Source organism: Streptomyces sp. NPDC047853 (genome assembly GCF_043204535.1).
GTDB lineage: Bacteria > Actinomycetota > Actinomycetes > Streptomycetales > Streptomycetaceae > Streptomyces.
The window spans coordinates 18,254-43,724 of the sequence record NZ_JBIDCI010000032.1 but is presented as its reverse complement, the minus strand read 5'-3'; the positions used below and the strand labels follow the sequence as shown (position 1 = coordinate 43,724).

The following is a 25,471-nucleotide window of genomic DNA, read 5'->3' as shown; positions in this document are numbered from 1 at the left end:
TACCCGGAGAGCGGGACAGGATGATCCATTACCTCCTCCTGACAGGGTCGGGCCGCGATGGTGTGGTCTCGGGTGGGCACGAGCGTCCCGTCCACGATCAGTACGGTGCCCTTGTCGAAAGACCTGCGGGGCCAGAGCGCGATCACCGGCCCGAGATGGCCGATGATCCGGCCCACGGCTGACAACGACACACCGAGGAGCAGGGCGAGCTGCCGCATCGTCAAGTTCGTTCGCCAATAGGCCGCGACCAGCAGCGTCCGGTCCTCCAGAGCCAGGCTCCACGGCCGCCCTCTACCGACGGCGTCCGCACCCTCGCGCCGCAGAACCGTCACCAGCTTCCCGAAGGAACGCAGGCTCAGCCCGGTGAACGGGGCTATCCAGGACGGCAGCGATGCCGTAATCACACCAGTCACAACTGGATCACCCCGGTTGCCGCTGCCGCCCCATGCCCTCGATTCTGCGTGAGGGGGTTGGTCCTCTCCGAGATGTGAAGGCTTCGGCACCGAACGCCTGGCGCACCGATGAGTTTCCTGCACTGCGTAGGTCTTATCGGCAGCAACGCACACCACAGTGGTACGGCCCCTACGTGAAGCGGAGAGATAAACATGGCAACAGCGCGAGGGCAGTCGCCCGGAGCCGAGGCCCGCGTCGTCTCCGCCGACGGCACCGAGATCGCATTCGAGCAGTCGGGCCGCGGTCCGGCCGTCGTCCTGGTTGCCTCGGCACTGGCAGACCGCTCGGACACGACCAAACTTGCGGCTCTCCTCGCCCAGCACTTCACTGTGCTCAACTACGACCGGCGCGGGCGGGGTGCCAGCGGTGACGCCCATGCTTACGCCCCCGACCGTGAGGTTGAAGACATCGCCGCGTTGGTCGAACACGCCGGCGGTTCGGCGTCGCTGTTCGGCTCGTCCTCCGGAGCGGTCCTCGCCCTGCGCGCGGCCGCGGCCGGAGTCAACGTCGACCGCCTGGCTCTGTATGAGCCGCCGTTCGTGGTCGCCGAAGGAGACGACGGACCGCCCAAGGATCTCGCGCAGCAGATCACCGTGATGCTCGCGGAAGGCCGGCACAGTGACGCGGTCAAGTACTTCATGACGAGGGTGCAGGGCATGCCCGGCATCGCCGTGTTCTTCATGAAGCTCATGCCGAAGATGTGGGCAAACCTCACCAAGCTGGCCGGCACTCTGCCCTATGACATCGCGGTCATGGGCGATACCCAGCAAGGCAAGCCGCTCGATGCCGAGGAGTGGAAAGGGGTGGCCGTACCCACCCGAGTGTTGACCGGTGGCAAGAGTGCGGCCGCGTTCCAGCGCGCCGCCCTCGCCGTCACCCAGATCCTGCCGCAGGCCGACCACCGCACTCTGCCCGGACTCAACCATGGCGCCGTCGCCATGGCCCCGCGAAAAATCGCCCCGCAGATCATCGAGTTCATCAAGGGATGAGTTTGTCGTTCGAGCGGTTCGGCGGCGCTTGGCACCTCTCTTCTGGCACTCGGAGCGGAGCACGCCCCATCCCCAACTGACCGCCGAACCCCGAACGACCACTGAGCCTTTTCCAACCTCAGGTTGAGGCGTGGTGAAGGACGACGACGGCCTTCACCACGTCCGTGATCTGGGTTGTGCTGCAGCGGAGCTTCCGGAGGAGGCGCCAGCCCTTGAGGGTGGCCATGGCGCGTTCGCCGAGGCAGCGGATCTTGGCGTGAGTGCTGTTGTGGCGACGCTTCCATCGCTTGAGGCGACGGCCGCGAAAGGGCACCCGGACAGGTCCACCGGCTCCTTGGTACGCCCTGTCCGCCCAGCATTTGAGGTCCGCATCGGCGAGGGCTTCGATGAGCCCGTGGTGGCGTGCGGCGGTCAGGTCGTGCGTTGATCCGGGCAGAGCCGGCGACGCCCAGAGCAGCCGCCCGGACGGTCGGTGAGGACCTGGACGTTCATGCCGTGGCGTTTGTGTTTCCCGGAGTAGTACGGGGTGTCGGCGGCGATCCGGTCGATCGGCAGCAGGGTGCCGTCCAGGATCACGAATGCCTTCATCCGGATCGTCGTCATCGCCTTGGCCAGGGACGGGGCGAGGGCGGCCAGTACGTCGACGGCCTCGCGTATGTAGCGGAAGGCGGTCGCGATCCCGATACCGAATCCGGCGGCGAGCTGGGCGTAGGCGTCGCCGCACCGCAGGTGGGCCAGGGCGAGCAGGGCCTGGCGCCCTGATGTCAGTCGTCGCCACCGCGTTCCGATCTCCTGCCGCCGGAAGGTGAGTTGTCCAGCCAGATACCGCAGGGTTTGACTGGACAGGTCGATCGACGACGGATAGACAAGCACGCGAAGCTCCTGGGCAGCACGGTGGATCTTGGTCGTGACACCGTCTACCAGGAGCTTCGCCGTTGCACAGGAACGTCCAACTCGTGGCTGGTACGACCAGGTTGGGAAAGGCTCAGTGGCTCATGGCTCTAGGAGGAAAATGAACACTGCGACGTCCGGAATCGGATTCGACAATCCAGTAGCTACTTGGGCCCTAGGAGGTTTCGTACTAGTGACTACCATCCTCCTGGCCTACTGGAGTTACAAGAGAGAAAAGAAATAGCGGCCCAAAGTGCCCGCCTGAGTTCAATTTGAACGTTGGGCGGGCGTCTTTGCTGCCTACGTCACGAGGAGTGGTACCGACATGGGCTGCCGGCGAATGGGGGGCGCAAGAGTGGGCGCGTACGCCGACGCGACAGGCCTGTAGGAGATGGGCAACGGCCACTACGACCCCGTCCTCGGCCGCTTCACCCTGCCCCGACCCGTCGGGACAGGAAGAGAACCTCTACCTCTACCTCTACGCGGGCGGTGACCCCATTCCACTGCGTCGACCCGAGCGGTCTGGACGCCCTGCTGGGACGGCGGCCAGTGGGCCAGCACCGCAGGGTCGGCGTCTCGGTCGCAGGGACGTTCCCGGACGGTCCGCTCGGCATCGGCTTGGCGGCCGCCTCGGTGGTCCTCGGCGTCCATCGTAGGTAGGACCGGAATCGGTCTTACCGTTGGGCACACCGCGCTCGAGGTAGGGGGCGGGGTCGGGATCTCGTGCAGTTTCCCTAACAAGTCATCTCATTTGGTTCAGCGGGTGGTGCCGGAGGCGCCGTCGCGGCCGCAGGGTGGCGGCCGGCGTCGTCACGGCGACCGTGAGGTGTTGGCCGCGATTGTGTTCGTTGCGACGTCGGGCTGCACGTGGCAGCAGCTGCCGACGGCCTCTTTCGGCCCGTCCGGCGCGACGGCTCACCGCCGCTTCACCGAATGGACGAAGGCCCGGGTGTGGGCCAAGCTCCACCGCCTGGTCCTCGATGAGCTCGGCTCCCGCGGCGACCTGGACTGGTCGCGGTGCGCGATCGACTCGGTCAACATGCGGGCTCTGAAAGACATCTCAGGGGGCTAACAAGTCAAGCGTCGCCGCGGTAGTCGGCTTCCATGAGGCGAACTCGTCGTCCCCTTACGATTCCGGCTCGCCCTGTAAGACGGGTGTTTCGAACGTCCCGAACAACTGGCTGCATGACTGGCCTGTGCTCTTGGCCGCAGGCAGCTGATCAGGCTTCAGGCGTAGCGCGCGAAGAGCGCCTGGAGGTATCCCTCCAGGCGCCTGGTCAGCAGGGTGGGGGTCAGATCGGCACGGCCCACCTCGCGCCATGGGACGGCGACCTTCTCCGCGTCCGGAGCGAAGGCCAAGGCGTCCAGTAGACGCCAGTAGAGATGAGAAGCGTGATCCTCAGCCAGCGTCCCTCCCGCCGCAACATAGAGGTCGGAGAACTGCATGCCCGTGGAAACCCCGTGCAGCAGGGCAAGGGCTGTCGAGCAATGGGCCACGTCCAGGTCGGCCGGTCCCCACGAGGTCTCTACCCATCGACGAGGCCGCTGATCTGCAACCCGTCGCCCTCGCCGGTAAAGAGGACATTGCCGGGATGGAAGTCCCGGTGCAGGAAGCAGGCCCGGTAGTCCGGGGGCTCGCGGCGGATCACGTCCACGGCCCGTTGCCACAGCTCAGGCCGCTCGGTGTCTTCGGGCGGGCTAAGTGAGCGTTTGATTCTCGGTTGTCTGTTTCATTTGGTTTAGCTGTCCCGCCAGTTGTGGGTGGTTTCGTGGGTGAGGCGGCGGGTCATGAGGTTGATGGCGGCGAGTTGGATCATGGCTGCCGATCGGTGGGGGTGGGTTTCGTAGTCGCGGGCCAGGCGGCGGTGGTGCATGAGCCAGCCGAGGGTGCGTTCGACGACCCAGCGGCGGGGCTGGACGTGGAAGCCGCGGGTGGCGGGGTCGCGTTGGACGATCTCGAGGTCGATGCCGAGGTGGGCGGCGTGTTCGACGGCTTTGGTCTTGTAGCCGTTGTCGGCCCAGGCTTTGGTGACGGTGGGATGGTGTGCGGCGATGTCGGCGAGGAGCTGGGTGCCGGCGGCGGAGTCGTGGACGCTGGCGGCGGTGACGGTGACGGCCAGGAGGAGGCCGAGGGTGTCGGTGACGATGTGCCGTTTGCGGCCGATGATCTTCTTGGCCGGGTCGACGCCTTGGCTGGTCAGTGGGACGGTGGCGGAGGTCTTGATGCTCTGGCTGTCGATCAGGCAGGCGCTGGGTTCGCTCGAGCGGCCTTCGGCCTGGCGGACTTTGCCGCGTAACAGGCCGGTGAGCTGGTCGAAGATGCCGTCGGCTTCCCAGCGGGCGAAGTAGCCGTAGACGGTCTGGTGGGGCGGGAAGTCATGGGGCAGGTAGCGCCAGGGGATCCCGGTGCGGTCGACGTAGAGGATGGCGTTCATCAGGGCGCGCAGGTCGTGGGTTGGCTTGCGGATGCCGTTGCGGGCCTGGCGCCAGGCTTCGAGGGTGGGGCGGATGAGTTCCCAGCGGGCGTCGGACAGGTCGCTGGGATAGGGCCGTGAGGACTGCATGCTGTCTGCGTACGCGGCGGCAGCTGGCCTGTGCAGGGCGTGTGCGGGGGTGCCGGGTGCACCGGAGCGTGAGTTCTCAACTCGGTGCGAACCGGTGGGTTTATGAATGAGACAGGAGCTCTTGCCAGGAACCCGGCGCATTGCCGTTCTGCTGATTGCCGCAGAAGCGGCGTTTCCGACGAATCACTCCGTTGAGTGCTCGATCCAACTCACGAAATTCATCATGAACCGTCCAATACTAGAATCAAACGCTCACTAAAGAGGAGTTCGAATGGACAGCCTGGCCTTCACGCCGATCAACGATTCTATGCCGGCGACTATCATCCTGGGAGTCGTCGCAGTGGTCGGAATCGCCGTGGGAGCCATGTTCCGCCAACGGCGTGAAGCAAAGAAGAAGGGTGAGAGGTAGAGACTCTCGGACGGCACGACGCAGCCCAGGTGACGGCGAAAGCGCGTCGCCCCGAGTGGGGCGACGCGCTTTCGCCGTGTGGCGTTCATGCCCTGGCGTCCGGTGCGGCCAGGGGGAACTAGGGCGTGTCTGACAAATGATCACCTGGCTGGTTCTCTGAGCCAGAGGATCAGGGAGGCCAGGATGATTCCGGCTCGGTAGCGGTCGGCGAGTTTGTCGAAGCGGGTCGCGATCGCGCGGAACTGCTTGAGGCGGGCAAAGCATCGTTCGACCATGTTGCGATCGCGATAGATCTCTTTGTCGAAGGCAGGCGGGCGGCCTCCCAGGCGTCCACGCCGTCGGCGGTTGGCCGCCTGGTCGCGGCGCTCGGGGATCGCCACCGTCGCCGTCACGGGCCGTGCCGAGGGCCGTTGACGGCGGCCGGATCCGGTGGTCACCTCCGTGAGACCTCGTACGCCTCACGGATGCTCGAGGGAACCCGCCCGCGGTCGTTCACGACCATGCCGTGGGCGCGGGCCCAGCGGCGTACCGCCTCGTCCTCCGGCCGGGGCTCATCGCGCTTGAGGGGCCGCGCGGGCGCGCCGGGGCCGCTCCAGTCCCCGGTGGAGACTCCCTCCAGCAGGTCCGCCGCCTGATGAAAGAACGCGGACAGCGAGGCGTACACCCCTTCCTCCGGCGCGCACGCCTCGGCCCACGTTCCGATCGTCCCCTCGGCCGTGTCCAGGAACGTCCCGTAGAGGCCGTCGCGCTCGGCGGCAATCGGCAGCCACTCATGGCGCCAGAGCGGGCAGTCGGGGTCTTCGGACGGTTCCATCCGCTCCATGTCCAGCTGGTGGAGGTAAACCCGCTGAATGTCCTCCAGGCCGAGCAGGAGGTGCCCACCGGGAACGGGCACGTCGCACCCCCGTTCCACCAGGGTTTCCCGGGGATCGGTGCGCTCGTCTGCGTCCACGTCGTTCGCCAGGAGCCACTGCCACAGATCCGCCGGCAGTTCCAGCCCCATGCGCTGTTCGGCCCGCCTGATGGCCTCCGGGCTTCCGGGACCGCCGAGGGCGGCGAAGACCCCGGGGTCGTTCCGCTCGAGCCATGTGGCCACCCGGGCCCATGCCTCCCGTACGTCTCCTGCCTCACGCATCGGAGTCCCCTTCGGGTGCGACGGCCGTTGAACACACATGGGAGAACCGTAGGCGTGGCCACTGACAAGAACGCTCGACCCGGGGATCCCAGGGTCCGTCCGATAATTGATCTTGTGGCAGGTCGAGGCGAGTTGACGGACGCGGTGTGGGAGCGGATAGAGCCCCTGTTGCCGCACGTGGACGGGCGTAGCCGTCCGTGGCGTGATCACCGGCAGGTGGTCAACGGCGTGCTGTGGCGGCTGCGGACCGGGGCTCCGTGGCGCGATCTCCCGGAGCGGTACGGGCCGTGGCAGACCGTTTACGAGCAATTCGCCCGCTGGGAGGCGGACGGCACGTGGACGACGCTGCTGGAAACACGTCTGGGTCCGCGACGACTCGGTAGGCCAAGTCGAGTGGACCGTCGCCGTCGACTCCACGATCAACCGGGCCCACCAGCACGCAGCCGGCGCCCGCAAAAAGGGGCCACAGACGGGGACGAACTGGAAGATCCGGGCCGCTCTCAGACGCGCCAGGCCCTGGCCTACTCCAGCCGGGCAGTCCGCCACCTGCTGCGGCGCCGGGGCATTGCCGCCACGATCCCCGAGCACCGCGACCAGGCGGCCAACCGCCGACGGCGTGGACGCCTGGGAGGCCGCCCGCCTGCCTTCGACAAAGAGATCTATCGCGATCGCAACATGGTCGAACGATGCTTTGCCCGCCTCAAGCAGTTCCGCGCGATCGCGACCCGCTTCGACAAACTCGCCGACCGCTACCGAGCCGGAATCATCCTGGCCTCCCTGATCCTCTGGCTCAGAGAACCAGCCAGGTGATCATTTGTCAGACACGCCTTAGGAGCTACGGTCCCACCCGGCTCTTCTGAAGGTGTACCAGCCTTCCCTACTCCCCCACCCGCGGGAACGGTCCCCCGCACGGTCTGGGCAGAGCGAAGCCTCTCCCCCGTCCCCGGCACCGGCGTAAGCAACCCCGGCTTCGGTTCCGTCGACCCCGCCCGCCCCCGCGCACCTCCAGCGACCCATGACCGATCAGCAATCGCGCCTCCTCAAGACCCTCACCGGCACGGTCCCACCCGACACGCCGAGCCGAATTCCCCTCCCGCGCGATAGGCCAAGGTCACCCGCACCGCACCCAGTTGACGCGCCCCGCCAAGCGCCGGAGAGCCCGACTTGATCTTGGACCCGGGGATAAGGTGCGGCTTCACGAGACTGCCCTCGGAGGTGCGCGCCTGGTGGCCGACAGCTTTGTTCACCTGCACAATCACACCGAATACTCGATGCTCGACGGCGCTCAGAAGCTGAAACCGATGTTCACCGAAGTGGACCGCCAGGGCATGCCGGCCGTGGCCATGAGCGACCACGGCAACATGTTCGGGGCCTACGAGTTCCAGCAGGTGGCCAAGGGCTTCGGCTCGGTCAAGCCGATCATCGGGATCGAGGCGTACGTGGCCCCCTCCTCGCGCCGGAACCGGCGGCAGGAGTTCTGGGGGCCCGGCGGCCAGCGCGCCATGTCGGACGACGGCGAGGGTTCGAAGGACGTCAGCGGCGGTGGCCGCTTCACTCACATGACCATGTGGGCGACGGGGGCACAGGGCCTGCGGAACCTCTTCCACCTGTCCACCGAGGCGTCGTACTCGGGGCAGTTCCCGGCGGGCAAGCCCCGCATGGACATGGAACTGATCGCCGAGCGTGCCGAGGGCGTCATCGCGACGACCGGATGTCCGTCCGGCGCCGTCCAGACGCGGCTGCGCCTGAACCAGTACGACGAGGCCAGGCAGGTCGCCTCCGCCTACCAGGACGTCTTCGGCAAGGAGAACTACTTCCTGGAGCTGATGGACCACGGCCTGTCCATCGAGCGGGATGTACGAGAAGGACTGCTCCGCCTGGCCAAGGAGCTGAACATCCCGCTCCTGGCCACCAACGACGCGCACTACGTCCACGAGAGCCAGGCCGACGCGCACGACAACCTGCTGTGCATCGGCGTGGGCAAGAACAAGGCCGACGAGAAGCGGCTCCGGTTCAGCGGCAGTGGCTACTACCTGAAGACCGCGGCCGAGATGCGGGCCCTGTTCGCGGAGCTCCCCGAGGCCTGCGACAACACGCTCCTGATCGCCGAGCGGGTCGGGTCGTACGACGAGGTCTTCGACAACGTCGACGAGATGCCTCAGTTCCCCGACGTGCCCGACGGGGAGACCCAGGAGTCCTGGCTGCGCAAGGAGGTCCTGGGCGGCCTCGCCATGCGCTACGGCGATCCCGTCCCGGCCGAGGTCCTGGAGCGCTTCGAGACCGAGATGTCGGTCATCGGCCCCATGGGCTTCAGCTCCTACTTCCTCGTGGTCGCCGACATCTGCAAGTACGCCCGTGACAACGGCGTGCCCGTCGGACCCGGCCGCGGGTCGGCCACCGGCTCCATCGTCGCCTACGCGACCCGCATCACCGAGCTGTGTCCCCTGGAGCACGGCCTGCTCTTCGAACGGTTCCTCAACCCCGAGCGGATCAACCCGCCCGACGTCGACCTCGACTTCGACGACCGTCAGCGCGACAAGATGGTCCGGTACGTCACCGAGAAGTACGGCGACGAGTACACCGCCATGGTGAACACGTTCGGCAAGATCAAGGCCAAGAACGCGATCAAGGACTCGTCCCGGATCCTCGGCTACCCCTTCAGCCACGGGGAACGCATCACCAAGGCGCTGCCGCCGGACATCATGGGCAAGTCGATCCCGCTCGACGGGATCTTCGACCCCGCCCACCCGCGCTACGGCGAGGCCGGCGAGATCCGGGCGATGTACGAGAACGAGCCGGACGTCAAGACGGTCATCGACACCGCCAAGGGCGTCGAGGGCCTGACCCGCGGCACCGGTGTGCACGCGGCCGCCGTCATCCTGTCCAAGACCCGGCTCACCGACCGCATCCCGCTGCACATGCGCGCCTCCGACGGCGTGAAGATCACCGGCTTCGACTACCCCAGTTGCGAGAACATGGGGCTGGTCAAGATGGACTTCCTGGGCCTGCGGAACCTGGGCGTCATCGACCACGCCATCGAGAACATCCGGGAGAACCGCGGCGTCCGACTCGCCACCGTCGACCCGATGGACGGTGGCACCACCGGCACCGTCGTCATCCCTCTCGACGACAGGAAGACCTACGAGCTCCTCGGCCGCGGCGACACCTTCGGCGTCTTCCAGCTCGACGGCGGCGGCATGCGCGCGCTGCTCAAGCTGATGGAACCGACCCGCTTCGAGGACATCGCCGCCGCCCTCGCCCTGTACCGGCCCGGCCCCATGGCCGCCAACGCGCACACGAACTACGCCCTGCGGCAGAACGGCAAGCAGGAGCCCGACCCGATCCACCCGGAGCTCAGGGAAGTCCTCGACCCGATCCTGGGCTCGACCCACCACCTGCTCATCTTCCAGGAGCAGATCATGGCCATCGCCCGGACCCTGGCCGGCTACACGCTCGGCGGCGCCGACATGCTGCGCCGCGCGATGGGCAAGAAGAAGCCCGAGGTCCTGGCCGCCGAGTGGCAGAAGTTCCACGACGGGATGAAGGCCAACGACTACTCGGAGGAGGCCATCAAGGCCATCTGGGACGTGATGCTCCCCTTCTCCGGTTACGCCTTCAACAAGTCCCACACCGCTGGCTACGGCCTCGTCTCCTACTGGACCGCGTACCTCAAGGCCAACTACCCGGCCGAGTACATGGCGGCACTGCTGACGTCCGTCGGCGACGACAAGGACAAAGCCGGCATCTACCTCGCCGACGCCCGCAAGCTCGGCGTCACCATCCTGCCTCCGGACGTCAACGAGTCCGTCGCCGAGTTCACAGCCGTCGGCGACGACGTGCGCTTCGGCCTTCGCTCCGTCCGCAACGTCGGCGACAACGTCATCGACACGGTCATCACGGCCCGGAAGGCGAAGGGGAAGTTCACCGGCTTCGCCGACTTCCTCGACAAGGCCGACCTGCCAGCCCTCAACAAGCGGGCCGTCGAATCACTCATCAAGGCCGGCGCCTTCGACTCGCTCGGTCACACCCGCAGGGGACTGTGCGCCGTGCACGAGACGGCCATCGACGCGGTCGTACCGCTGAAGAAGGCCGCGGCCTACGGCCAGGACGACCTGTTCTCCGGACTGGGCGCCGGCAGCGACGACGGCGAGTCCGGCTTCGGCCTCGACGTGAGGATCGACGACAGCGAATGGCCGCGCAAGCAACTCCTCTCCACCGAGCGCGAGATGCTCGGCATGTACGTCTCCGCCCACCCCCTGGACGGCACCGAGCACATCCTCGCAGCCCACCGGGACACCACCATCCCCGACCTGCTGGCCTCCGGCCGGACCGAGGGAACGGTGCGGCTGGCCGGGCTCATCACCAGCGTCCAGAACAAGGTGACCAAGCAGGGCAACGCCTGGGCGATCGTGAACCTCGCCGACCGTGACGGCACGATCGAGGTCCTCTTCTTCCCTGCCGTCTACCAGCTGGTCCTGAGCGCCCTGGTGGAGGACAGCGTGATCTCCGTCCAAGGGCGCATCAACGACCGGGACGGCTCCCTCAGCATCTTCGGGCAGGAGCTCCAGGTCCTCGACGTGACAGCCGCCGAGCGCAGCGGAGCAGCACCGGTCCAGCTGGAGTTCCCCTACCACCGCGTCAACGAGCGGATGGTCGGCGAACTCAAGCGGATCATCGGCGCCCACCCCGGGGAGAACCCCGTCCACCTCTTCGTACGCGGCCCGCAGAAGACCACGGTCTACCTGCTCGGGGCGATGGTGAACGCGGCCACGATCGCCTCCGACATCAAGGGCTCCTTCGGCCAGGACACCTGGCACGGTGTGGCATGACCGACGGTGACGAGATCGCCGTCCAAGTCGGCCCGCTACCGCCATGTTCCCGTTGCGGAGGCGCGGCACTGCTCCGTGTCCGGTTCGGTCATGTGTGGCCGAACATCGCCGGGCACTCCGTCGAGGGGTTCCGGGAAGCGGACCTGTGCCCGGCATGCGACAGCGGCGAGACGCCGGCGGACGCCCTATTGGCCCTCTTGGCCCTCTTGGCCGTCGCCGAGAAGATCCCCCTCACACACATCGCCGAATTCGGCTGCCATGTGGCCGCCTGGGTCGAGTCGGTTCGACGGCTAAGCGTCGACATGGTCCGTCTGCGAAGTGAGGAACGCGCTCACCGGCACACCGGCGAGCCGCCCTGACACCGAGCGTCCGCCGTCATGGGCATGTCCGGCGGTACGCGGCCCCGTCAGGGACGTAACGGTGCCATTCCTGTTCGGTCAGGGACCGGCCCGCGAGGGTGCAGGCCCGGCCTGTGAGAGTGGCGAGGTCGCGGAAGGCGCGGGTGTCCCACAGCCGTACGGTCAGATCGGAACTGCTGGTGACGAGGGTGTCCCCGTCCGGGGAGAAGAAGGCCGAGTTCACGACACCGGTATGGCCGGTGTAGAGGGCCAACTGCCGGTGGGTCTCGATGTCCCAGAGGCGTATCGCGCGGTCGTCGCCGACCGTTGCCAGGGACTTGCCGTCCGGGCTGACGACGGCCGACCAGACCACTCCGGTGTGGCCCGTGAGGTTGGCGAGGCGACGGTGGGTGTGCGCGTCCCACAGCATGACCGCCCCGTCCCGACCACTGCTGACGAGGGTCTTCCCGTCCGGGATGAAGGAGACCGACTGAGCCATGTCGGTGTGCCCCGCGAGTGTCACGGTGAGGCGGCGCCGACCGATGTCCCACAGCCTCAGCTTCCCGTCCCCGCTCGCCATGGCCAGAGTGCTGCCGTCCGGGCTGAAGGTGACGGAGTGGATGCTCTTGCTGACCGCGTCGAGAGTGTCGAGGCGACGGTGGGTCCGGACGTCCACCAGGTGTACCGACGAAGACTGGAAGCCGCCGGTCACGAGGGTCCTGCCGTCCGGGCTGAAGACCGTCCAGCCGGCCCCGGCGGCGACGGACGCCAGCTGCCTATGGCTCCGTACGCTCCACAGACGGGTCGTTCCGTCGATGGAACTGCTGGTCGCCAGGGTTTGGGCGTCCGGGCTGAAGATGACGGAATGCACAGGCCTGTCGTGGCCGTCGAGGGTGGCGAGGCGACGGTGGGTGCGCGCGTCCCACAGCATGACCAGCGAACTGTCATGGCTGCTCGCGGCGACATACTTGCCGTCCGGGCTGAACTGTACCGAGCTCACCTTGCTGCTCTGCCCGGTCAGTCGGCCCAGCGTGTGCCGCGTACGGGCGTCGTACAGTCCCACGGATCCGCTGTTGTCGCCGACCGCCAGCACCTTCCCGTCCGGGCTGTATACGGCTTGCGGGCTCGACACCACGATCTGGGGTACCGAACCGTCCGACGTGGCGATGGTGGCGCGCGGCCGTCCGGCCCGCATGCCCCACAGCCGGACCGTGGCATCCGCGGACCCGCCGGCCAGCGTCGCGCCGTCCGGGCTGAACGCGAGTACGTTCACCAACCCGGTATGACTGTTCAGCACGACCAGGGCCGTGCGCTCCCGCACGTCCCACAGACGTACGGAGCGGTCCTGGCCTCCGCTCGCCAGGGTCTGGCCGTCCGGACTGAAGGCTAGGGCGAACACGGTGTTGCTGTGTCCGGTGAGAGTGGCCAGCGAACGGTGACCGCGCACGTCCCACAGGCGCGTCGTGGCGTCACTCGCCCCCGTGGCCAGCGTCGCGCCGTCCGGGCTGAACGCCAGCGAGGTCACCTGCCCCGTATGGCCCTGCAGCCCGGCGGTGCGGCGCTTCTCCGGTACGTCGCACAGCTGCACCGCGGCCTTCTCCCGGTCGCTGGAGAGGAAGTTGGAGAGGGCGACGGCAAGGGTGCTGCCGTCCGGGCTGAACGCGAGGCGAGAGGGAACGGCGGTGTCATCGCTGTCGGCGACCTGAAGTGCGGCGACCCTCTGATGAGTACGGGCGTCCCAGAGCAGAACCGTGCCCCGCCGGCCGCTGGTGGCGATCATGTCTCCGTCCGGGCTGAAGACCGCCGGGCTCCCACCCGGCGCCGGACAGGGCGCCGGTCTGCTTTCGCGTGTGGGCGTCCACAGCCGTACCTCCGGGCTGGTGACGAGAGTGTTGCCGTCGGGGGCTGAACACTGCCGTCTTCACCTGACCGCTGAGGCCGTCGAGTGAAGCCGGCTGCCGGCGCCCCGCCACGTCCCACAGTCGCGCCGTGCCGTCGTCTCCACCGCTCACGAGGGTCTTGCCGTCCGGGGCTCGCGGGCTGTTCGGGCTGCGGCTGTTAGAGGTCGAACTCAAGGTGCTCGATGTCGGTGAAGCGCACCTCTTCCAGGGAGCCGGCGCGGCGGCCGCTGTCCTGAAAGTACACCTCCTTGAGCGCTTCGGCGGCGATCTCCTTTAGGCGGGCGTCGGTGGCGCCGGCCTCCTGGGCGTCGAAAAGGCGGGCGGCGTAGACCGGGGGCAGGGCGACGGTCAGGTGCCGGGTGCGGTCCTGGTCCGTCGACCCGATCGGCGCGGTGTAGCCGAGGCGGGCGCGGGTGTCGATGACGATGCCGCCCGTGCTGGCCGCCTTCGCCTTGGCCTTCGCGCGGATCTGTGGCTGCCACCGCTTCTTCACCTCGCGCTCCAGGCGGGCGGCAAGGTCCGGGCGGGGCTTTTTGATCTGGTCCTTCACGTACCGTTCGACGGTGCGCTGGGAGATTCGCAGCATCTGGGCGACCGCCTTCGTGCCCTTGAGCTGCTTGACCAGGTACCGCATCTGCGCGGGCGCACTCTTGGGTGCCGGGCGTGTGAACGCCTTCTGGACCGCGGCGTCCAGGCCGTCCCCGAACAGGCTCATGGTCACCTACTCCTACTCTCCGTTGTCGGCGTCGGTGACGGTGCCGTCCTTGATGTACCGGGCGAGGTTGAGTTCCGGGGCGTTGAACCGCTCCCGGACTTCCTCGCCCCACAGGACGGTCTGGGTGCCTTCGTGCTTGACCAGGCCGGGGTTGATGCCCAGCTTGAAGCCACCGGGCAGCGGCTTGCCGTCCCGGTAGGGCAGGAAGTCCAGCGGCGAGGGCCCGCCGGCCGCGTAGACGACGCAGTCGGACAGGACCGCTACCGGGTACTGCCCGGTGAACGCCGCGTGCTTGATGATCTTGCGGTGCAGGTTGATCCGGGTGCGGGAGATGACCGCCGCGCGGATGTCCGGCCGCCACGTGGGCCGGGCCAGGGCGCGCCACGGCTGCCCGGGTTTCCAGCCCTCGCCACGGGGCCGCTCGCGGAGCTTGCCCAGGCCACCCTTGACCGTGGCCTTGATCGCCGAGGCGACGACCGCCAGCTCGGGGTCACGCTCCTTGTAGTCGTCCATCGCCGCGAGGAAGTCCGCCGGGGTGAGGTCGGCGTCAACGCCGAGGTCGGCCATCGTGGCGAGGTAAGCGTCCCGGAGCCGCTGGTACCAGCCGTCCAGGTAACGGCCATGGTCGTACCGGACCCACGCCTCCAGCGGACGCACCTCGTAGCCGAGTTCCGCCGCGTACGCGACGGTGGGCGTCGCGTACCAGGCCGGGCCGGTCGGGCGCTCTCCTTTCGGGGTGAACGGAGACGGCAGCAGCGAGCCGTCCAGCTCCACCCACTCCTTGCCGACCTTCACGCGGGACAGGTCGATGTGGGAGAGGTCGACCAGCCACGAGCCGGGCAGCTTCGGGTCGAATGCGGGGGCCTTGACGTGCGTCGCCTCGCCCAGGCCGACGTTCAGACCGTTGGCGCCGGCGGCGAAGGCCATGTTGACGTCGATGCCGACCAGGTGACGCAGAGTGCACTCGGCATCGGTCATCGGCCGTGCCCAGTCGTACGCCTCCTCGAACAGCTTCTCCGCCGGACCCCGCACATGGAAGCGGGGCAGGTCCTTGAGAACCGGGTGGCCGTCGGGGACCTCGCACGGCGGCCAGTTCATCGGGTCGATGGCGTCCTTGCCCAGCGAGCCGGGGTTGTGCTCGGAGTGCCGCTTGCCGTCGGCGTCCGGCTCGGAGGCCCGGGTCGGCGGGTGCAGGGCGGTCATCAGCTCCAGGCCGGTCACTGCGGTGGAACCGCGCGGCGTCATCACCCGCGAGGCGTACGCGCCGAGCACGCGGGCGAGTTCGGCCGGCGGGAGCTGCCCAGCCTCGCCCCAGTGCCGCGTGTCTAGCGCGTTCCACGACGGGATGCACAGCTGCACGCAGGCCCGCTCCGAACCGTGTGCTGGCCGGTAGATCCGCGCCCACGGTCCGAAGCCGCGCTTGGTCAGCTTCCACTCCGCGCGCGCGAGCTGCTTGACGACCTTATGGCCCTCCGGCAGGCGCCCAGCGTGCTTCTCTTCCTCAGTAAGCGCGACGGGCAGGCCGTAGCGCTCCAGTGCGGCTTCAGTGAGCACGAGCAGCGGGTCGGCGTCCTTACCCGGCCCGGACAGTCGCGGCTGACCGAGCTTGGCCTCGCCCAGGGCCCAGTCGACCAGGGCCGGGATGCTCTTGGCGGGCACGTCCAGGACCAGGCCGCCGGTGACATACGCCAGCGCCTGCCCGTCTTCGACATCGACAACTGCCAGCGGCCCGTTCTCGAACCGCGGATCGGCGGAGCTCGCCGGGGCGCCGGCCAGGGCCGCCCTTTTCGCACCCGGGCGTCGCGGCGCCGACGGCGTCCTGGTCGTGCGCGCCGGGCGGGGCGCGGCCGGAGCAGCGGTGACAGAGGCAGGGGGCTGGGTGTTCTCGGTTGGAGTCATGGCCGCGGCCTCGGACGGCTTTGCCGTGGACAGAGTCCGTACTTCCGCCGGGTCGGCGAGGCCCGCCGGGCGGGGCGCTTCGACGATCTCTTCGGCCGCAGCGTCCCGAACCTCTGGCATTTCACCTGCCGGATCGGGTGTGCCGGTGAACGTGGCGGGCACCGGGGCCGCCGTCCTTTCCGGTGCTGCGGGTGCGGGGTAGAGCTCCGCGAGCTGCCGCAGCAGCCGGGCGTATGCCTCGCGCTCCAGGCCACGCGGCTCGACCGGCTTCTTCGCCGACTCCCAGCCGGACACCGTGGCCCGACGCACATTCAGCGCGCCGGCGACTTCGTCCAGCGTCAGGCCGTGCGCGACGCGCAGCCGCTTGCGCTCCTCTGCCGGCGGCAGCGGAGAACGGGACGCTACCAGCGCGTCGACCGCATCGAACAACTCGGACATGGAGAACCTCCCGAGCATCACCCTACTCCACGGAACGAACAATTAGCGTGCTTTTCACGTACACTTAGCGTACGGATTGCGGCCTCGGACGAAGTGGCGCGCCAGCACCTCCGGCCGGACCTGCTCTCTCGCAGTGAAGGTTGAGCGTTGTCATCGAAGGTCGGTGACCGCTAGGTTTTCTCACCGAAAGGTTGAGTGATCGTTAGGGCTGGTTGTCTACGGTGGGGGAACCGGTACGCGCGTACGGCGATCCCGTGCTCAGCGCCCGTGATGGGAGACTCTGATGGGCCCGTTCGATGTGCCGTTGGATGACGAACGAACCCAGCTCGATGCGTTCGTCCAGGAGTATCGGGACGCCCTCGAGGTAACCCTCGTCGGCCTCACTGAGGAGCAGACCCGCCGCCGGCTCGTCCCGTCGGCGACAACGTTGCTCGGCTTGCTCAAGCACGTCACGTGGATGCAACGGGTGTGGTTCGAGGAGTGTGTCGGCGGCACATCACGTCAGGAGCTCGGCATGGTTCAGAGCCCGGACGAGTCCTTCCGGCTTGCCGAGGACGACACCGTCGCCTCCGTCACGGCGGCCCACCGGAAGGCTTGCGCGACGGCCCGGATGGTGGTCTCCGACCTGCCGCTGGACACCATCGTGACCGGCCACCGTGCCGGGCCGCGCACGCTGCGCTGGGTGTACTTGCAAGTCCTACGCGAGCTTGCCCACCACTGCGGGCACGCTGACATCTTGCGCGAGCAGCTACTCGCCGCCGACTGAGTTCTGAGACTGGACACCTGCGTAAGGAGGAGCGGCTCCCTCGGCAGTCACAAACGATGATGCCCAGGAGTAGTCACTCAACCTTGAAGGTCGGGGCAGCCTGGCGGCGACGCTGAAGACGGGCCTGCTCAACCGGAGCCTGGCGCGCCGTCCAAAACGACGTCTGGCTCAGGGAACGCCCGGCGCGCCAGCTCTCGCATCGCGGCGGTCTGCCGCTGCACCGCCTCAGCGATGGCCGGGTCAGCGAGGGACGGCCGGACGGCCTGGCGCTCCATCGGCACGGTGGGTGTATCTGGTTGAGGAAGCGGGTCGGCGGCCGCCGTGGCGGAGCCGGCCTTCGCGGGCAGGGGCGCCAGGACATGGACGGCGCGGACGTTCGCATTCTGGTAAGGGTTCTCCATCCCTTCGCGGAATGGTGCATCCTCCGCGACGCCGGTCCGACCGAGGCAGCTATACGTCCGGCGCCGCCTCCGTCGACCGCATGGAGATTCGCGCCGCCATAGAGTTCATTGCCTGGCTCGAGACGGAAGACCTCGATCTCGACTCGCTGAACCAGGGCGATCTCGACCTTTGCATGACATCCCACCGAACCCGGCGCATCGGGGCGTTCATCCGGTGGACCGTCGCCCGCCGCCTCACCGGGAAGCTCACCGCCGTCCCCCAGCACAGCGGCCTGCCGACCAGATTCCTCAGCAGCGAAGAACACCACGAACAGCTACGACGATGCCTCAACGACGACGAACTACCGCTCGAAGTCCGCATCGCTGGAGCCCTGACCAGGCTCTACGGACTGCCCACCGTCCGCATCCTGCAGCTCACGACAGACCGGTTCCACCATGAGGATGACGACGCCTACCTCACCATCGACCAGAACCCCGTTCTCCTGCCGCCCAAGCTGGCCCGACTCATCGAACAACAGGCCACCCGTCCCATCGGCCACGTCTCGATCATCGAACAGCCGACAGGAGACCATCCGAAGTACTTGCTGCCTGGGCGCCCACCCAGCCGGCCACGATCTCCTGACGGACTCCACTCCCTCATGCGCCAGCACGGCCTTCCTGGCCCCAGCGCACGCAACACCGCCATGATCGAGGCAGTCGCCGAACCTCCCCCCGATCGTCGCGAGCGACCCTTTCGGCATCCATCCTCAGACCGCACACAGATGGGCTCAGTTCGCACAGGACAGCTGGACGGACTATCTCGCCGCCCGCGCCGCCACAGAGGAGTGAATCTTCGCATTGGCCTGTGACCGGCCAGCTTGATGGCTTGATCACGAGGTGGTCGTTGGTCCGACTCACTACGCTGAGCGCCTTCGCGCCTCGGGAGGTTCGGTTGGTACGGCGGAGCACGCTCGGGCAGGACTTCCGGCGGTTGTGGGGCGCCTATGCGGTCAGCGCAGCGGGCAGTGCCGTGGGCATGGGGGCGTTGCCGCTGATTGCCCTTCTGGTGCTGGATTCCTCGGCGTTCCAGGTCTCGGTGCTCGCTGCGTTGGCTACGGTGGCCAGCGCGCTGATCGCTCTGCCGCTCGGTGTGCGAATCGAGCACCAGTACAAACGGCCGGTCATGATCACCGCCGATCTGGTCCGCTGCGTGCTGCTGGTCAGCATTCCTGTCGCCATGGCTTTCGACAGGCTCACCTTCACCCAGCTGTGTGTCGTCGGCGTTCTCCAGACGGCTGCGTCTGTCGCCTTCGACGCGGCCAGTGGAGCACATCTGAAAGCACTCGTCCTGCCCGAGCACCGCCTTCGTGCCAACAGCCTGTTTGAGACGACCAACTGGATCAGCGTCAGTGCCGGCCCGCCCGTCGGAGGGCTTCTGATCGGGGCACTGGGCGCGGCGGCCACGATGGTGGTCGACGCGCTGTCCTTCCACGGATCGGCTGTGGGGATCCGTCGCATCCGGCAGCCCGAATCCGCGCCACCGGCACGCGCCGCCACCGCTCACCTGGGCCGGGACATCGCGGCCGGTTGGCAGTACCTCCTGCGCCACCCAGGACTACGGCCGCTGTTTTTCAACGCGCTGCTCTTCGGCGGATCCGTCATGATGGCCTCCCCGCTGATGGCCGTCCTCATGCTGGATGACCTCGGTCTGGCGCCGTGGCAGTACGGACTCGCTCTGGGACTGCCGTGCCTGGGCGGTGTGCTGGGTTCGCGCCTGACTCCGCTCCTCACCCGGCGATTTGGACAGCGTCGCGTTCTGCTGGTGTCCGGTGTGGCACGCACGCTGTGGACGATCCTGCTGCCGCTGACGCCCTCCGGTGCCCTCGGCCTGTTTGTCATCGTGGCCGCCGACTTCGGCCTGCTCTTCTCCGCCGGGGTCTTCAACCCGTCGTTCACCACCTACCGCATGGCGGCCACACCGGACGCCTTCATGTCCCGAGTCGGCACCTCCTGGTCAGTGGGCGCGAAGACGTGCCAGGCCGCATTTGTGATCGCCGGTGGCCTCATCGCCGCCGTCGCAGGCGTACGTGGCGCCCTGCTCATCGCCGGCGTGCTGTGCATGGCGAGCGCGCTGCTTCTGCCATGGCGAAAGGCACGCTCGTCCAACGGGCATGTTCCGTCGCCTACGACAGAAGCGGCTCCGTCCCCGGCCACGGACAGTCCGGCCGCGTAGCGGCTTCCTGGGCTGCAGGGACGAGACTTCGTCAGCCCGGTCAGGCGTCCGCGCCTTCGGTGCCGACCTACGGGGTCACAAGCCCCACGGCCGAAAACCGCCCGGGCCTTCGACACCCGCCGGCCTCCAACCAGTTCGAGGTGCCCTCGGTCAGTCGGAGTTCGCCCTCGGGGTCCAGCCATGCGGTCCGATGAATCAGCCCTCTGGAACGTCCGGCTTGGTGGGCAAGAACCGACACATGGATCGAATAGTGCAGGGTCGGAACACCGCCTCTTCGCCAGTAAAACGCGCTCAATTCGGGTATGGAGTGTGCCTGCTCTGGCGCTGGAACCGGCGGCTGAAGTCGGACATGACAGCGGCGATGGGCGCGTTACGGGCGAGGATGTCCGCGGTCGCGTCTGGGACTCCTGTGGGGCACTGGCCGTCGGCATAGGCCCGTGCCAGGGCGTAGCGGCCATCCTGGTCCTGTTTCGAGAATCCGTGCAGAGCCGTGACGAGCCAGTTGACCAGGTACGTGGCGGTGTAGGAGCGGTCGTAGGTGTGATGCTGGTCGAAGAATTCGACCTCTTCCGGCGACAGGTCGAAGCCGGACGACATGGCGAGGCCGTAGTCCGCGAAGTAGAGACGCTGGCCGTCGGTGAGGATGTTCTCGAAGTGGGCGTCGAAGTGCAGGAGCCCGCGACTGTTCATGAACGAGGTGCCGGCCTCCAGCGCTCTCTCCACCATGGTGGAGGCCCGGTCGGTGCTCTCGTCTCCTGCCGCTACCTGGGCACCGAGCCACTGGTGCAGGTTCTGCGGAATGTACTCCAGGAACAGCGCGACGCTCGCCGAGGAGTTCTGGAGGGCGTGGATCCGCTTGCGCACCTGCGGCGCGTCGCCCCAGTAGGCGACGGCTCGTTCGACGTCAGCCAGTTCTTCCGGCAGCGGCGTTGAGTCCGGCAGTACCCGCCAGTGGTACATCAGGGGAAAGCCCTCGTGTTCTGCCGCGAGCACCCAGCTCGTGGTCATGGTGTGCACCGCGAGCTCGCGCCAGACTCCGAAGCCCGGGCCTCCGATGGCACCGATGCCGTAGTGGCAGAAGACCGGCAGATCGAACAGGTTCGCCGTGGACCGGACATGCTCAGGTTTCCGCTCCAAGTCGGTGAGGGGCACCCGCTTCACGAAGACCGGCGTGCCGACGACGTCCACCAGGGCCGACGTCCCGCCGATGCCAGCGCCGACCGGCAGCGCCGTGCTCAGGAACCCGTGCAAGGCGTGATCGCTGTACGCAGCCAGAGATGCGGACACCGCCCGATGGACGGCCAGGCGCGCACCGTGCGACATGTCTCGACACTCCACTGCGGCCTCCCCTGGGTACCGACCTCGACTCTGCACCCATACCGATAGTGCAGCGCAAGAACACTGAGCGTTTTCAGCGTTGTCTCTCCAGGGTGAGGACGGCAGCGGAGATGGCGGTCATGCGGTTGGGGCTGCAGCGCGACCGGCGGAAAATGCGCCAGGACTTGAGCCGCGCGACGCTTCGTTCGACCGGTGCCCGTGCCGCTGACAGGGCCCGGTTGATCGTCCGCTGGGTCGGGCTGAGGTCCTGGTGCGGAAGTCGTCTGATCGGCGTGGTCACCCAAGGACCGGCGCCGATGTAGGCGCGGTCGGCGAGGACGGGCACTCCTTGGCATTCGCAGATCCGGATGATGCGGTGGGTGCGAGCCGCGGTCAGGTCATGAGTGCGGCCGGGCAGCGCAGGCGAGATCCACAGCAAGTTGCCCGCGGGATCGGCGACGACCTGCACGTTCACGCCGTGGCGGCGGTGCTTCTGCGAGAAATCGGCCCGGCTGTCGCCGACCCGGTCGCACTCGGCGAGCGTGCCGTCGAGCAGGACGTGCTCGGGATCGGTCTCCCGCAGGACTCGCAGCAGGCCGGGAGCCCGGCGGGCGAGGTGGCCGACGACGGCGGTGACGTAGGCGTGGGCGGTGCCGACGGATATGCCGAAGCCCGCGGCGATCTGCGTGAGCGGGTCGTGCCGACGCAGGTAGATCAAGGCGACGAGAGCACGCTGGTGCGGTGGGAGCTTGCAGCGGCGGTCACCCTCACGGGTGACGACGAGCATGGTTACCCACTCGACCAAGGCGTGCGGCAGGTCGAGTGAGGCAGGATGGGGAACCAACGAGGCTCCTGCGCTGCTGAGTTGAGACATCGAACACCTCTCTCAACGGCACAGGAGCCTCGTGCGTTGCGGGCCGCTGGCCGGTCACCCGATCAGTGGCCACTCTGAAAGAGCTCACTGCCTCTTCACCAGTAAAGCGTCTGTGACGGAAAGGTCTCCAGCACAGTTTGCCGGGCGGCAGCCGATCCCCCGTCCTTCAGCACGATCAATCGGATGGTGCAGTTCTCCGAAGCGCGGATCGTCTCCCCAGCCCAACGCAGTCCGTCGTCGTCGATCTCCACCTGGACGATGTCGCCGCTGGCGACCCCGCGTACGAACCATGGGGTGTTGTCCAGTCTCGCTGTCCCGTCACCCAGGTCCACCGCCCAGAGGCTCTCAACACTCGCTGGGGGCCAACCGTCCTCGTCCACCTCCATTTGGAAGTGGATTTTCACATGATCATCGCTGATGTTCGTCACCGCGCCATCATCCTCATCTGTCCCGTCCGTCGAAAGCGGCATTGGATGCGGTGACGGGAGGGTTTGCCGCAGGCGAGCGCAAGGCGAAGCCACCCAGGTGGCGCCTCATCAGAGGCCGCGCATTTAGAAGGGAGGGTCGTTGGGGCCACGTTCGGCCTGAATGGCCGCGTCGCGCCGCCGGCTGGCCGCATGTTGTTCGGCGAGGGAGGGCATTCCGGCGACGGCTTCGGTGGCGCGGCCATGCCGGATGAGCAGTTCGGCCACTTCCGATGGCCGCAGTTCGGTATCCGCCCGCAGCAGCATGAGAGCTTCCTCAAGGCGCCCCATATCTTCCATGATCCATGCCTTGCTGACCGTCAGGCCGTACGTGTCCGGTGGCAGCGTCTCAGCGTAGGCGAGGGCCTCCTCGTGCCGACCGGCCTCACCCAGCAGCCATATCCGGTTCGAGCTGAACCAGGATGAATGCTCCTCGACGAACTCAGCACTGCGTTCGTCGAGGAGCGCCAGGGCGTCGTCCGGCCGTCCGGCTTCGTGTAGCAGGTGGATGATGCCTTCGAAGAGGCAGGCGTCGTGGTAGTCGAACGTCGGGCGACCCACCTCGACGGCTTCCTCGATCCGACCTTGGCGGCCCAGCAGTTCGATCAGAGGCCAGCGGAACCGGTCCGGATACTCGGCGGTCGCGATGAAACGCCGCAGCGCGGCCTCGGCCACATCTGCCTGTCCGTCGTCTTCGAGCGCCCGCGTGTAGTACGCGAGCGTCTCACCCGCACGCTCACCGGTGCCCAGTACGCGCAGTTCTTCCAGGCGCCCGTGGCGCCGCAGGAGCTCGGCGTAGGCGATCAGTGTGTTCTGGACCAAGAAATGCCCGGCTGCGATGTCTGCCCCAAGCATCCGTACGGCCTCGTCGGCCCGGCCCGCGCGCTCCAGGACCTGGGCTTGGAGATCTTGCGCGTTGCTGGGGTGGAAGCTCCATCGCTCCTCACCACGGGCGCTGCGGGCCCGCTCAGCGCGGGGCGCGATCAGCTCCAGGACCTGTTCGTCACGGCCCTGGCCCACTGTCAGCTCGACGAGGGTGGACAGAATCCACTCCCTGTCCAGATGCGGCGTGAGTACGATGATCGCCTCGTTTAGCCTGCCCGCCTTGGCCAGCAGTTCTGCGAAGTCGTGGCACACCCACTCCGAGGCAAGGCCTTCCTCGTCCGGGCGTACGGCGTCCAGCGCCTGCTGCACCCTCCCCGCCTCGAGCAAGACCTCGGCCTTCTCCCAGCGCGCCCGGTTCCATCCAGCCTCGATGAACGGCTCCAGCACGCTCAGGGCCCGCTCGACCTCGCCCGCCCGGGACAGCTCGCGAGCCGCCGCCTGGGCGCAGAACCACTCCCCCCGCTCCGATGCGGCCTGAACCAGCAGCTCCACCTCCCCCTGCTCCACGAGCATGGTGACCAGGCGAGGAGATATTCCGCCGAGTGTCCGTGACTGCCATTCAAGATCGTCAATGTTCACGGGCCTGAGCGTACGGGCGACTACTGACAGGCTTCATCGACCAGCTGCCGGAACCCACTCGTTCTATGCCGGAAACACAGGCTGGCGGACGGGTTCCCCGTCAGACTCCTGCCAGATTCCGCGAACCCGCGCGCTTCGCGCCCCGGAGGTCAGGAGCCCGTCGCTCGGATCGAATGCCGCGGCGGGAAGCGGTGGGCGTGGCTGTACCGGATCGACCTGGCGAAGCCGAAGATCCCGATGACCCTCGCGAAGGAAGCCGCGCTCGACAAGGCGATGGAAGCCCGCCAGACGTGCGGCACCTGCCGCCGGCGCTACTTCCACTGCATCCCCTTGAAGACCTTGGGTTCGTGCTTTCTCCGAACTACTAGGGGCGTCCCGTACTTGGCTACGGGGAGATGATGAGGCTCGTTGAATTTCCCCACCTGATCCCGAGCTGGAACGGCCGATGCTACGGCCGCTCGGTCGCCACCGGCAGGTTGTGCCATGCATGTCCGCAGGCGCCTTTGCAGTACCTCTCGCGGCGGCGAGTGTCCGCAACCGCGAACACGGAAACAAGCACGCGAAACGCCTTGACGTGTTCGGCGGAGGGCAGGCCCGCGAACCCGTAGCGGGGCGGGTCCATGCAGATCATGACCGAGGGGTTAGCCGTGGGCTTCACCCCAGACCGCGCCACCCCCGCACGGCCGTCCGCAGCTGTGATGTGCGCCTGCATCGCATAGCCAGCGACTTCCCGTAGAACCATCTGCTGGCGTATCGGGGCAAGGTCGGAGAACCACCTCACACCAGCGTCCAACGTGCGGAGCCCCTGAGCGATCTCGTTGACGACCCGCTCGGTCTCGCGCCGGAAGGTGCGGCCGGCGGCGCTGCTCGGTTCAGTCATCGCTAGATGATTTCACGGCGCTGATTCCAGGCAAGGGCCGGCACCAGCACCCGACACAGCAGGGGCGACCCTCGGCCACCGTTGCCTCCGACCATCAAGCAGGGAGCGAAAAGCAGCACTGGCCGATGTCACAGCTCCTCATCAGTCACGCAGGCTCCGGCGAGGTGGCCGCCGCAGTGGTGCGAGCAGCGATCTCCCGGAAGGTAGGAATTCCCAGGTCGACAGACTCCCGCTTCCGGGAGATCTGGGCGTCGAGTTGGGCTAGCTTCTCCTCGGCGTGGGTCAGGCTGCTCTGCAGCCCTTCGATCTCGCCGAGCCAGCCTTCCCTCTCGGCTTCCATGATGCGTGTGAGGAGGTTGTCGCGGATTTCGACAAGCCGGGGACGTTCTGTCGCGTGGACGATCAGAGCGGGGCATCGGACACAAGCTTATCCGAACTAGCCCAGACGGCCGGATCGCAGACGAGTTGCTCAAAGTAGTGGGCGCTAATCTCGGTGCCCGGGAGAGTTCAAGCGTGTCGCGCCGCGAACTCC

Annotated in this window: 19 protein-coding genes and 6 pseudogenes; 10 read left to right on the top strand and 15 right to left on the bottom strand. The window is 67.5% G+C overall.

Features of this window, described 5'->3' with window-relative positions:
• Window positions 1–47: 47 nt before the first annotated feature.
• Window positions 48–413 (bottom strand): annotated as a pseudogene (locus tag ACGF5T_RS34540) (transposase family protein); the annotation flags it as partial.
• Between the two features lie 192 nt (window positions 414–605).
• Here ACGF5T_RS34540 and ACGF5T_RS34535 point away from each other — a divergent pair.
• Entirely contained in the window at window positions 606–1,442 is an 837-nt protein-coding gene (locus tag ACGF5T_RS34535; RefSeq protein ID WP_366769096.1) for an alpha/beta hydrolase, read from the top strand.
• A 118-nt stretch (window positions 1,443–1,560) separates the two neighbouring features.
• Here the strand turns inward: ACGF5T_RS34535 and ACGF5T_RS34530 are convergent.
• A pseudogene (locus ACGF5T_RS34530) lies at window positions 1,561–2,315 on the bottom strand (transposase family protein).
• A gap of 736 nt (window positions 2,316–3,051) precedes the next feature.
• Here ACGF5T_RS34530 and ACGF5T_RS34525 point away from each other — a divergent pair.
• Window positions 3,052–3,387, top strand: a pseudogene (locus ACGF5T_RS34525) (transposase); the annotation flags it as partial.
• Window positions 3,388–3,560: 173 nt separating this feature from the next.
• Here the strand turns inward: ACGF5T_RS34525 and ACGF5T_RS34520 are convergent.
• Together ACGF5T_RS34520 and ACGF5T_RS34515 are read right to left on the bottom strand one after the other, a co-directional pair.
• A pseudogene (locus tag ACGF5T_RS34520) lies at window positions 3,561–4,030 on the bottom strand (phosphotransferase family protein); the annotation flags it as partial.
• A gap of 42 nt (window positions 4,031–4,072) precedes the next feature.
• Window positions 4,073–4,897, bottom strand: coding sequence for an IS5 family transposase (locus ACGF5T_RS34515; RefSeq protein WP_239768711.1), 825 nt, complete (start codon window positions 4,895–4,897; stop codon window positions 4,073–4,075).
• Between the two features lie 271 nt (window positions 4,898–5,168).
• Between ACGF5T_RS34515 and ACGF5T_RS34510 the strand changes: the two genes are divergently transcribed.
• Complete coding sequence (locus tag ACGF5T_RS34510) at window positions 5,169–5,306, top strand: hypothetical protein (RefSeq protein WP_366769097.1); 138 nt, start codon at window positions 5,169–5,171, stop codon at window positions 5,304–5,306.
• A 118-nt stretch (window positions 5,307–5,424) separates the two neighbouring features.
• Here ACGF5T_RS34510 and ACGF5T_RS34505 read toward each other — a convergent pair.
• Both ACGF5T_RS34505 and ACGF5T_RS34500 read right to left on the bottom strand, forming a co-directional pair.
• Window positions 5,425–5,683 (bottom strand): annotated as a pseudogene (locus ACGF5T_RS34505) (transposase); the annotation flags it as partial.
• A 56-nt stretch (window positions 5,684–5,739) separates the two neighbouring features.
• On the bottom strand, window positions 5,740–6,441 hold the full coding sequence (locus tag ACGF5T_RS34500; protein WP_366769594.1) for a histone-like nucleoid-structuring protein Lsr2: 702 nt from the start codon (window positions 6,439–6,441) through the stop codon (window positions 5,740–5,742).
• 114 nt (window positions 6,442–6,555) lie between these two features.
• On the opposite strand from ACGF5T_RS34500, the pseudogene ACGF5T_RS34495 reads away from it, so the two are divergent.
• The 3 genes and pseudogenes from ACGF5T_RS34495 to ACGF5T_RS34485 all read left to right on the top strand — a co-directional run bounded on the left by ACGF5T_RS34495 (window position 6,556) and on the right by ACGF5T_RS34485 (window position 11,629).
• A pseudogene (locus ACGF5T_RS34495) lies at window positions 6,556–7,273 on the top strand (IS5 family transposase).
• 394 nt (window positions 7,274–7,667) lie between these two features.
• Window positions 7,668–11,270 carry a DNA polymerase III subunit alpha gene (gene dnaE, locus ACGF5T_RS34490; protein WP_366769298.1) on the top strand — a complete coding sequence of 1,201 codons (3,603 nt, stop codon included), beginning with the start codon at window positions 7,668–7,670 and terminating at the stop codon, window positions 11,268–11,270.
• Entirely contained in the window at window positions 11,267–11,629 is a 363-nt protein-coding gene (locus tag ACGF5T_RS34485) for a DUF6300 family protein (protein ID WP_366769297.1), read from the top strand. Before dnaE ends, ACGF5T_RS34485 begins: the two co-directional genes overlap by 4 nt.
• Before the next feature lie 16 nt (window positions 11,630–11,645).
• Here ACGF5T_RS34485 and ACGF5T_RS34480 read toward each other — a convergent pair whose 3' ends face one another.
• From ACGF5T_RS34480 to tap, 3 genes are all read right to left on the bottom strand, one after another.
• Window positions 11,646–13,472, bottom strand: coding sequence for a WD40 repeat domain-containing protein (locus ACGF5T_RS34480; RefSeq protein ID WP_366769300.1), 1,827 nt, complete (start codon window positions 13,470–13,472; stop codon window positions 11,646–11,648).
• Window positions 13,473–13,666: 194 nt separating this feature from the next.
• A complete protein-coding gene (tpg, locus tag ACGF5T_RS34475) occupies window positions 13,667–14,224 on the bottom strand; it encodes a telomere-protecting terminal protein Tpg (RefSeq protein ID WP_366769296.1) in 558 nt (185 codons plus the stop codon).
• A 12-nt stretch (window positions 14,225–14,236) separates the two neighbouring features.
• Window positions 14,237–16,561, bottom strand: a complete 2,325-nt coding sequence (tap, locus tag ACGF5T_RS34470; RefSeq protein ID WP_366769295.1) for a telomere-associated protein Tap — start codon at window positions 16,559–16,561, stop codon at window positions 14,237–14,239.
• A gap of 283 nt (window positions 16,562–16,844) precedes the next feature.
• On the opposite strand from tap, the gene ACGF5T_RS34465 reads away from it, so the two are divergent.
• From ACGF5T_RS34465 to ACGF5T_RS34455, 3 genes are all read left to right on the top strand, one after another.
• Window positions 16,845–17,327, top strand: a complete 483-nt coding sequence (locus ACGF5T_RS34465) for a DinB family protein (RefSeq protein ID WP_366769294.1) — start codon at window positions 16,845–16,847, stop codon at window positions 17,325–17,327.
• Window positions 17,328–17,808: 481 nt separating this feature from the next.
• On the top strand, window positions 17,809–18,576 hold the full coding sequence (locus ACGF5T_RS34460; protein ID WP_366769293.1) for a hypothetical protein: 768 nt from the start codon (window positions 17,809–17,811) through the stop codon (window positions 18,574–18,576).
• An 83-nt stretch (window positions 18,577–18,659) separates the two neighbouring features.
• Complete coding sequence (locus tag ACGF5T_RS34455; RefSeq protein ID WP_366769299.1) at window positions 18,660–19,940, top strand: MFS transporter; 1,281 nt, start codon at window positions 18,660–18,662, stop codon at window positions 19,938–19,940.
• 291 nt (window positions 19,941–20,231) lie between these two features.
• Here ACGF5T_RS34455 and ACGF5T_RS34450 read toward each other — a convergent pair whose 3' ends face one another.
• The 4 genes from ACGF5T_RS34450 to ACGF5T_RS34435 all read right to left on the bottom strand — a co-directional run bounded on the left by ACGF5T_RS34450 (window position 20,232) and on the right by ACGF5T_RS34435 (window position 24,059).
• Window positions 20,232–21,263: a protein kinase family protein gene (locus ACGF5T_RS34450; protein WP_366769292.1), complete on the bottom strand. Its 1,032-nt coding sequence runs from the start codon at window positions 21,261–21,263 to the stop codon at window positions 20,232–20,234.
• An 88-nt stretch (window positions 21,264–21,351) separates the two neighbouring features.
• Window positions 21,352–22,101: a transposase family protein gene (locus tag ACGF5T_RS34445; protein ID WP_392890247.1), complete on the bottom strand. Its 750-nt coding sequence runs from the start codon at window positions 22,099–22,101 to the stop codon at window positions 21,352–21,354.
• Window positions 22,102–22,226: 125 nt separating this feature from the next.
• Window positions 22,227–22,559: a DUF4265 domain-containing protein gene (locus tag ACGF5T_RS34440; protein ID WP_366769172.1), complete on the bottom strand. Its 333-nt coding sequence runs from the start codon at window positions 22,557–22,559 to the stop codon at window positions 22,227–22,229.
• Between the two features lie 123 nt (window positions 22,560–22,682).
• Window positions 22,683–24,059 (bottom strand): hypothetical protein, encoded by a 1,377-nt coding sequence (locus ACGF5T_RS34435; protein WP_366769173.1) that lies wholly within the window; start codon window positions 24,057–24,059, stop codon window positions 22,683–22,685.
• Between the two features lie 81 nt (window positions 24,060–24,140).
• Between ACGF5T_RS34435 and ACGF5T_RS34430 the strand changes: the two genes are divergently transcribed.
• Entirely contained in the window at window positions 24,141–24,458 is a 318-nt protein-coding gene (locus ACGF5T_RS34430) for an RRQRL motif-containing zinc-binding protein (RefSeq protein WP_392890257.1), read from the top strand.
• 49 nt (window positions 24,459–24,507) lie between these two features.
• Here ACGF5T_RS34430 and ACGF5T_RS34425 read toward each other — a convergent pair whose 3' ends face one another.
• A complete protein-coding gene (locus tag ACGF5T_RS34425) occupies window positions 24,508–24,939 on the bottom strand; it encodes a DUF5958 family protein (protein WP_366769174.1) in 432 nt (143 codons plus the stop codon).
• A gap of 145 nt (window positions 24,940–25,084) precedes the next feature.
• On the bottom strand, window positions 25,085–25,279 hold the full coding sequence (locus ACGF5T_RS34420) for a hypothetical protein (protein ID WP_366769175.1): 195 nt from the start codon (window positions 25,277–25,279) through the stop codon (window positions 25,085–25,087).
• Window positions 25,280–25,471 lie beyond the last annotated feature (192 nt).

Excerpts from the sequence above, each read along its gene's own strand:
- ACGF5T_RS34420 (WP_366769175.1), bottom strand. The coding sequence starts at position 25,279 with ATGGAAGCCGAGAGGGAAGGCTGGCTCGGCGAGATCGAAGGGCTGCAG.
- ACGF5T_RS34450 (WP_366769292.1), bottom strand. The coding sequence starts at position 21,263 with ATGTCGCACGGTGCGCGCCTGGCCGTCCATCGGGCGGTGTCCGCATCT.
- ACGF5T_RS34515 (WP_239768711.1), bottom strand. The coding sequence starts at position 4,897 with ATGCAGTCCTCACGGCCCTATCCCAGCGACCTGTCCGACGCCCGCTGG.
- ACGF5T_RS34465 (WP_366769294.1), top strand. The coding sequence starts at position 16,845 with ATGGGCCCGTTCGATGTGCCGTTGGATGACGAACGAACCCAGCTCGAT.
- ACGF5T_RS34485 (WP_366769297.1), top strand. The coding sequence starts at position 11,267 with ATGACCGACGGTGACGAGATCGCCGTCCAAGTCGGCCCGCTACCGCCA.
- ACGF5T_RS34425 (WP_366769174.1), bottom strand. The coding sequence starts at position 24,939 with ATGACTGAACCGAGCAGCGCCGCCGGCCGCACCTTCCGGCGCGAGACC.
- tap (WP_366769295.1), bottom strand. The coding sequence starts at position 16,561 with ATGTCCGAGTTGTTCGATGCGGTCGACGCGCTGGTAGCGTCCCGTTCT.
- tpg (WP_366769296.1), bottom strand. The coding sequence starts at position 14,224 with ATGAGCCTGTTCGGGGACGGCCTGGACGCCGCGGTCCAGAAGGCGTTC.
- ACGF5T_RS34460 (WP_366769293.1), top strand. The coding sequence starts at position 17,809 with ATGGAGATTCGCGCCGCCATAGAGTTCATTGCCTGGCTCGAGACGGAA.
- ACGF5T_RS34535 (WP_366769096.1), top strand. The coding sequence starts at position 606 with ATGGCAACAGCGCGAGGGCAGTCGCCCGGAGCCGAGGCCCGCGTCGTC.
- ACGF5T_RS34500 (WP_366769594.1), bottom strand. The coding sequence starts at position 6,441 with ATGCGTGAGGCAGGAGACGTACGGGAGGCATGGGCCCGGGTGGCCACA.
- ACGF5T_RS34510 (WP_366769097.1), top strand. The coding sequence starts at position 5,169 with ATGGACAGCCTGGCCTTCACGCCGATCAACGATTCTATGCCGGCGACT.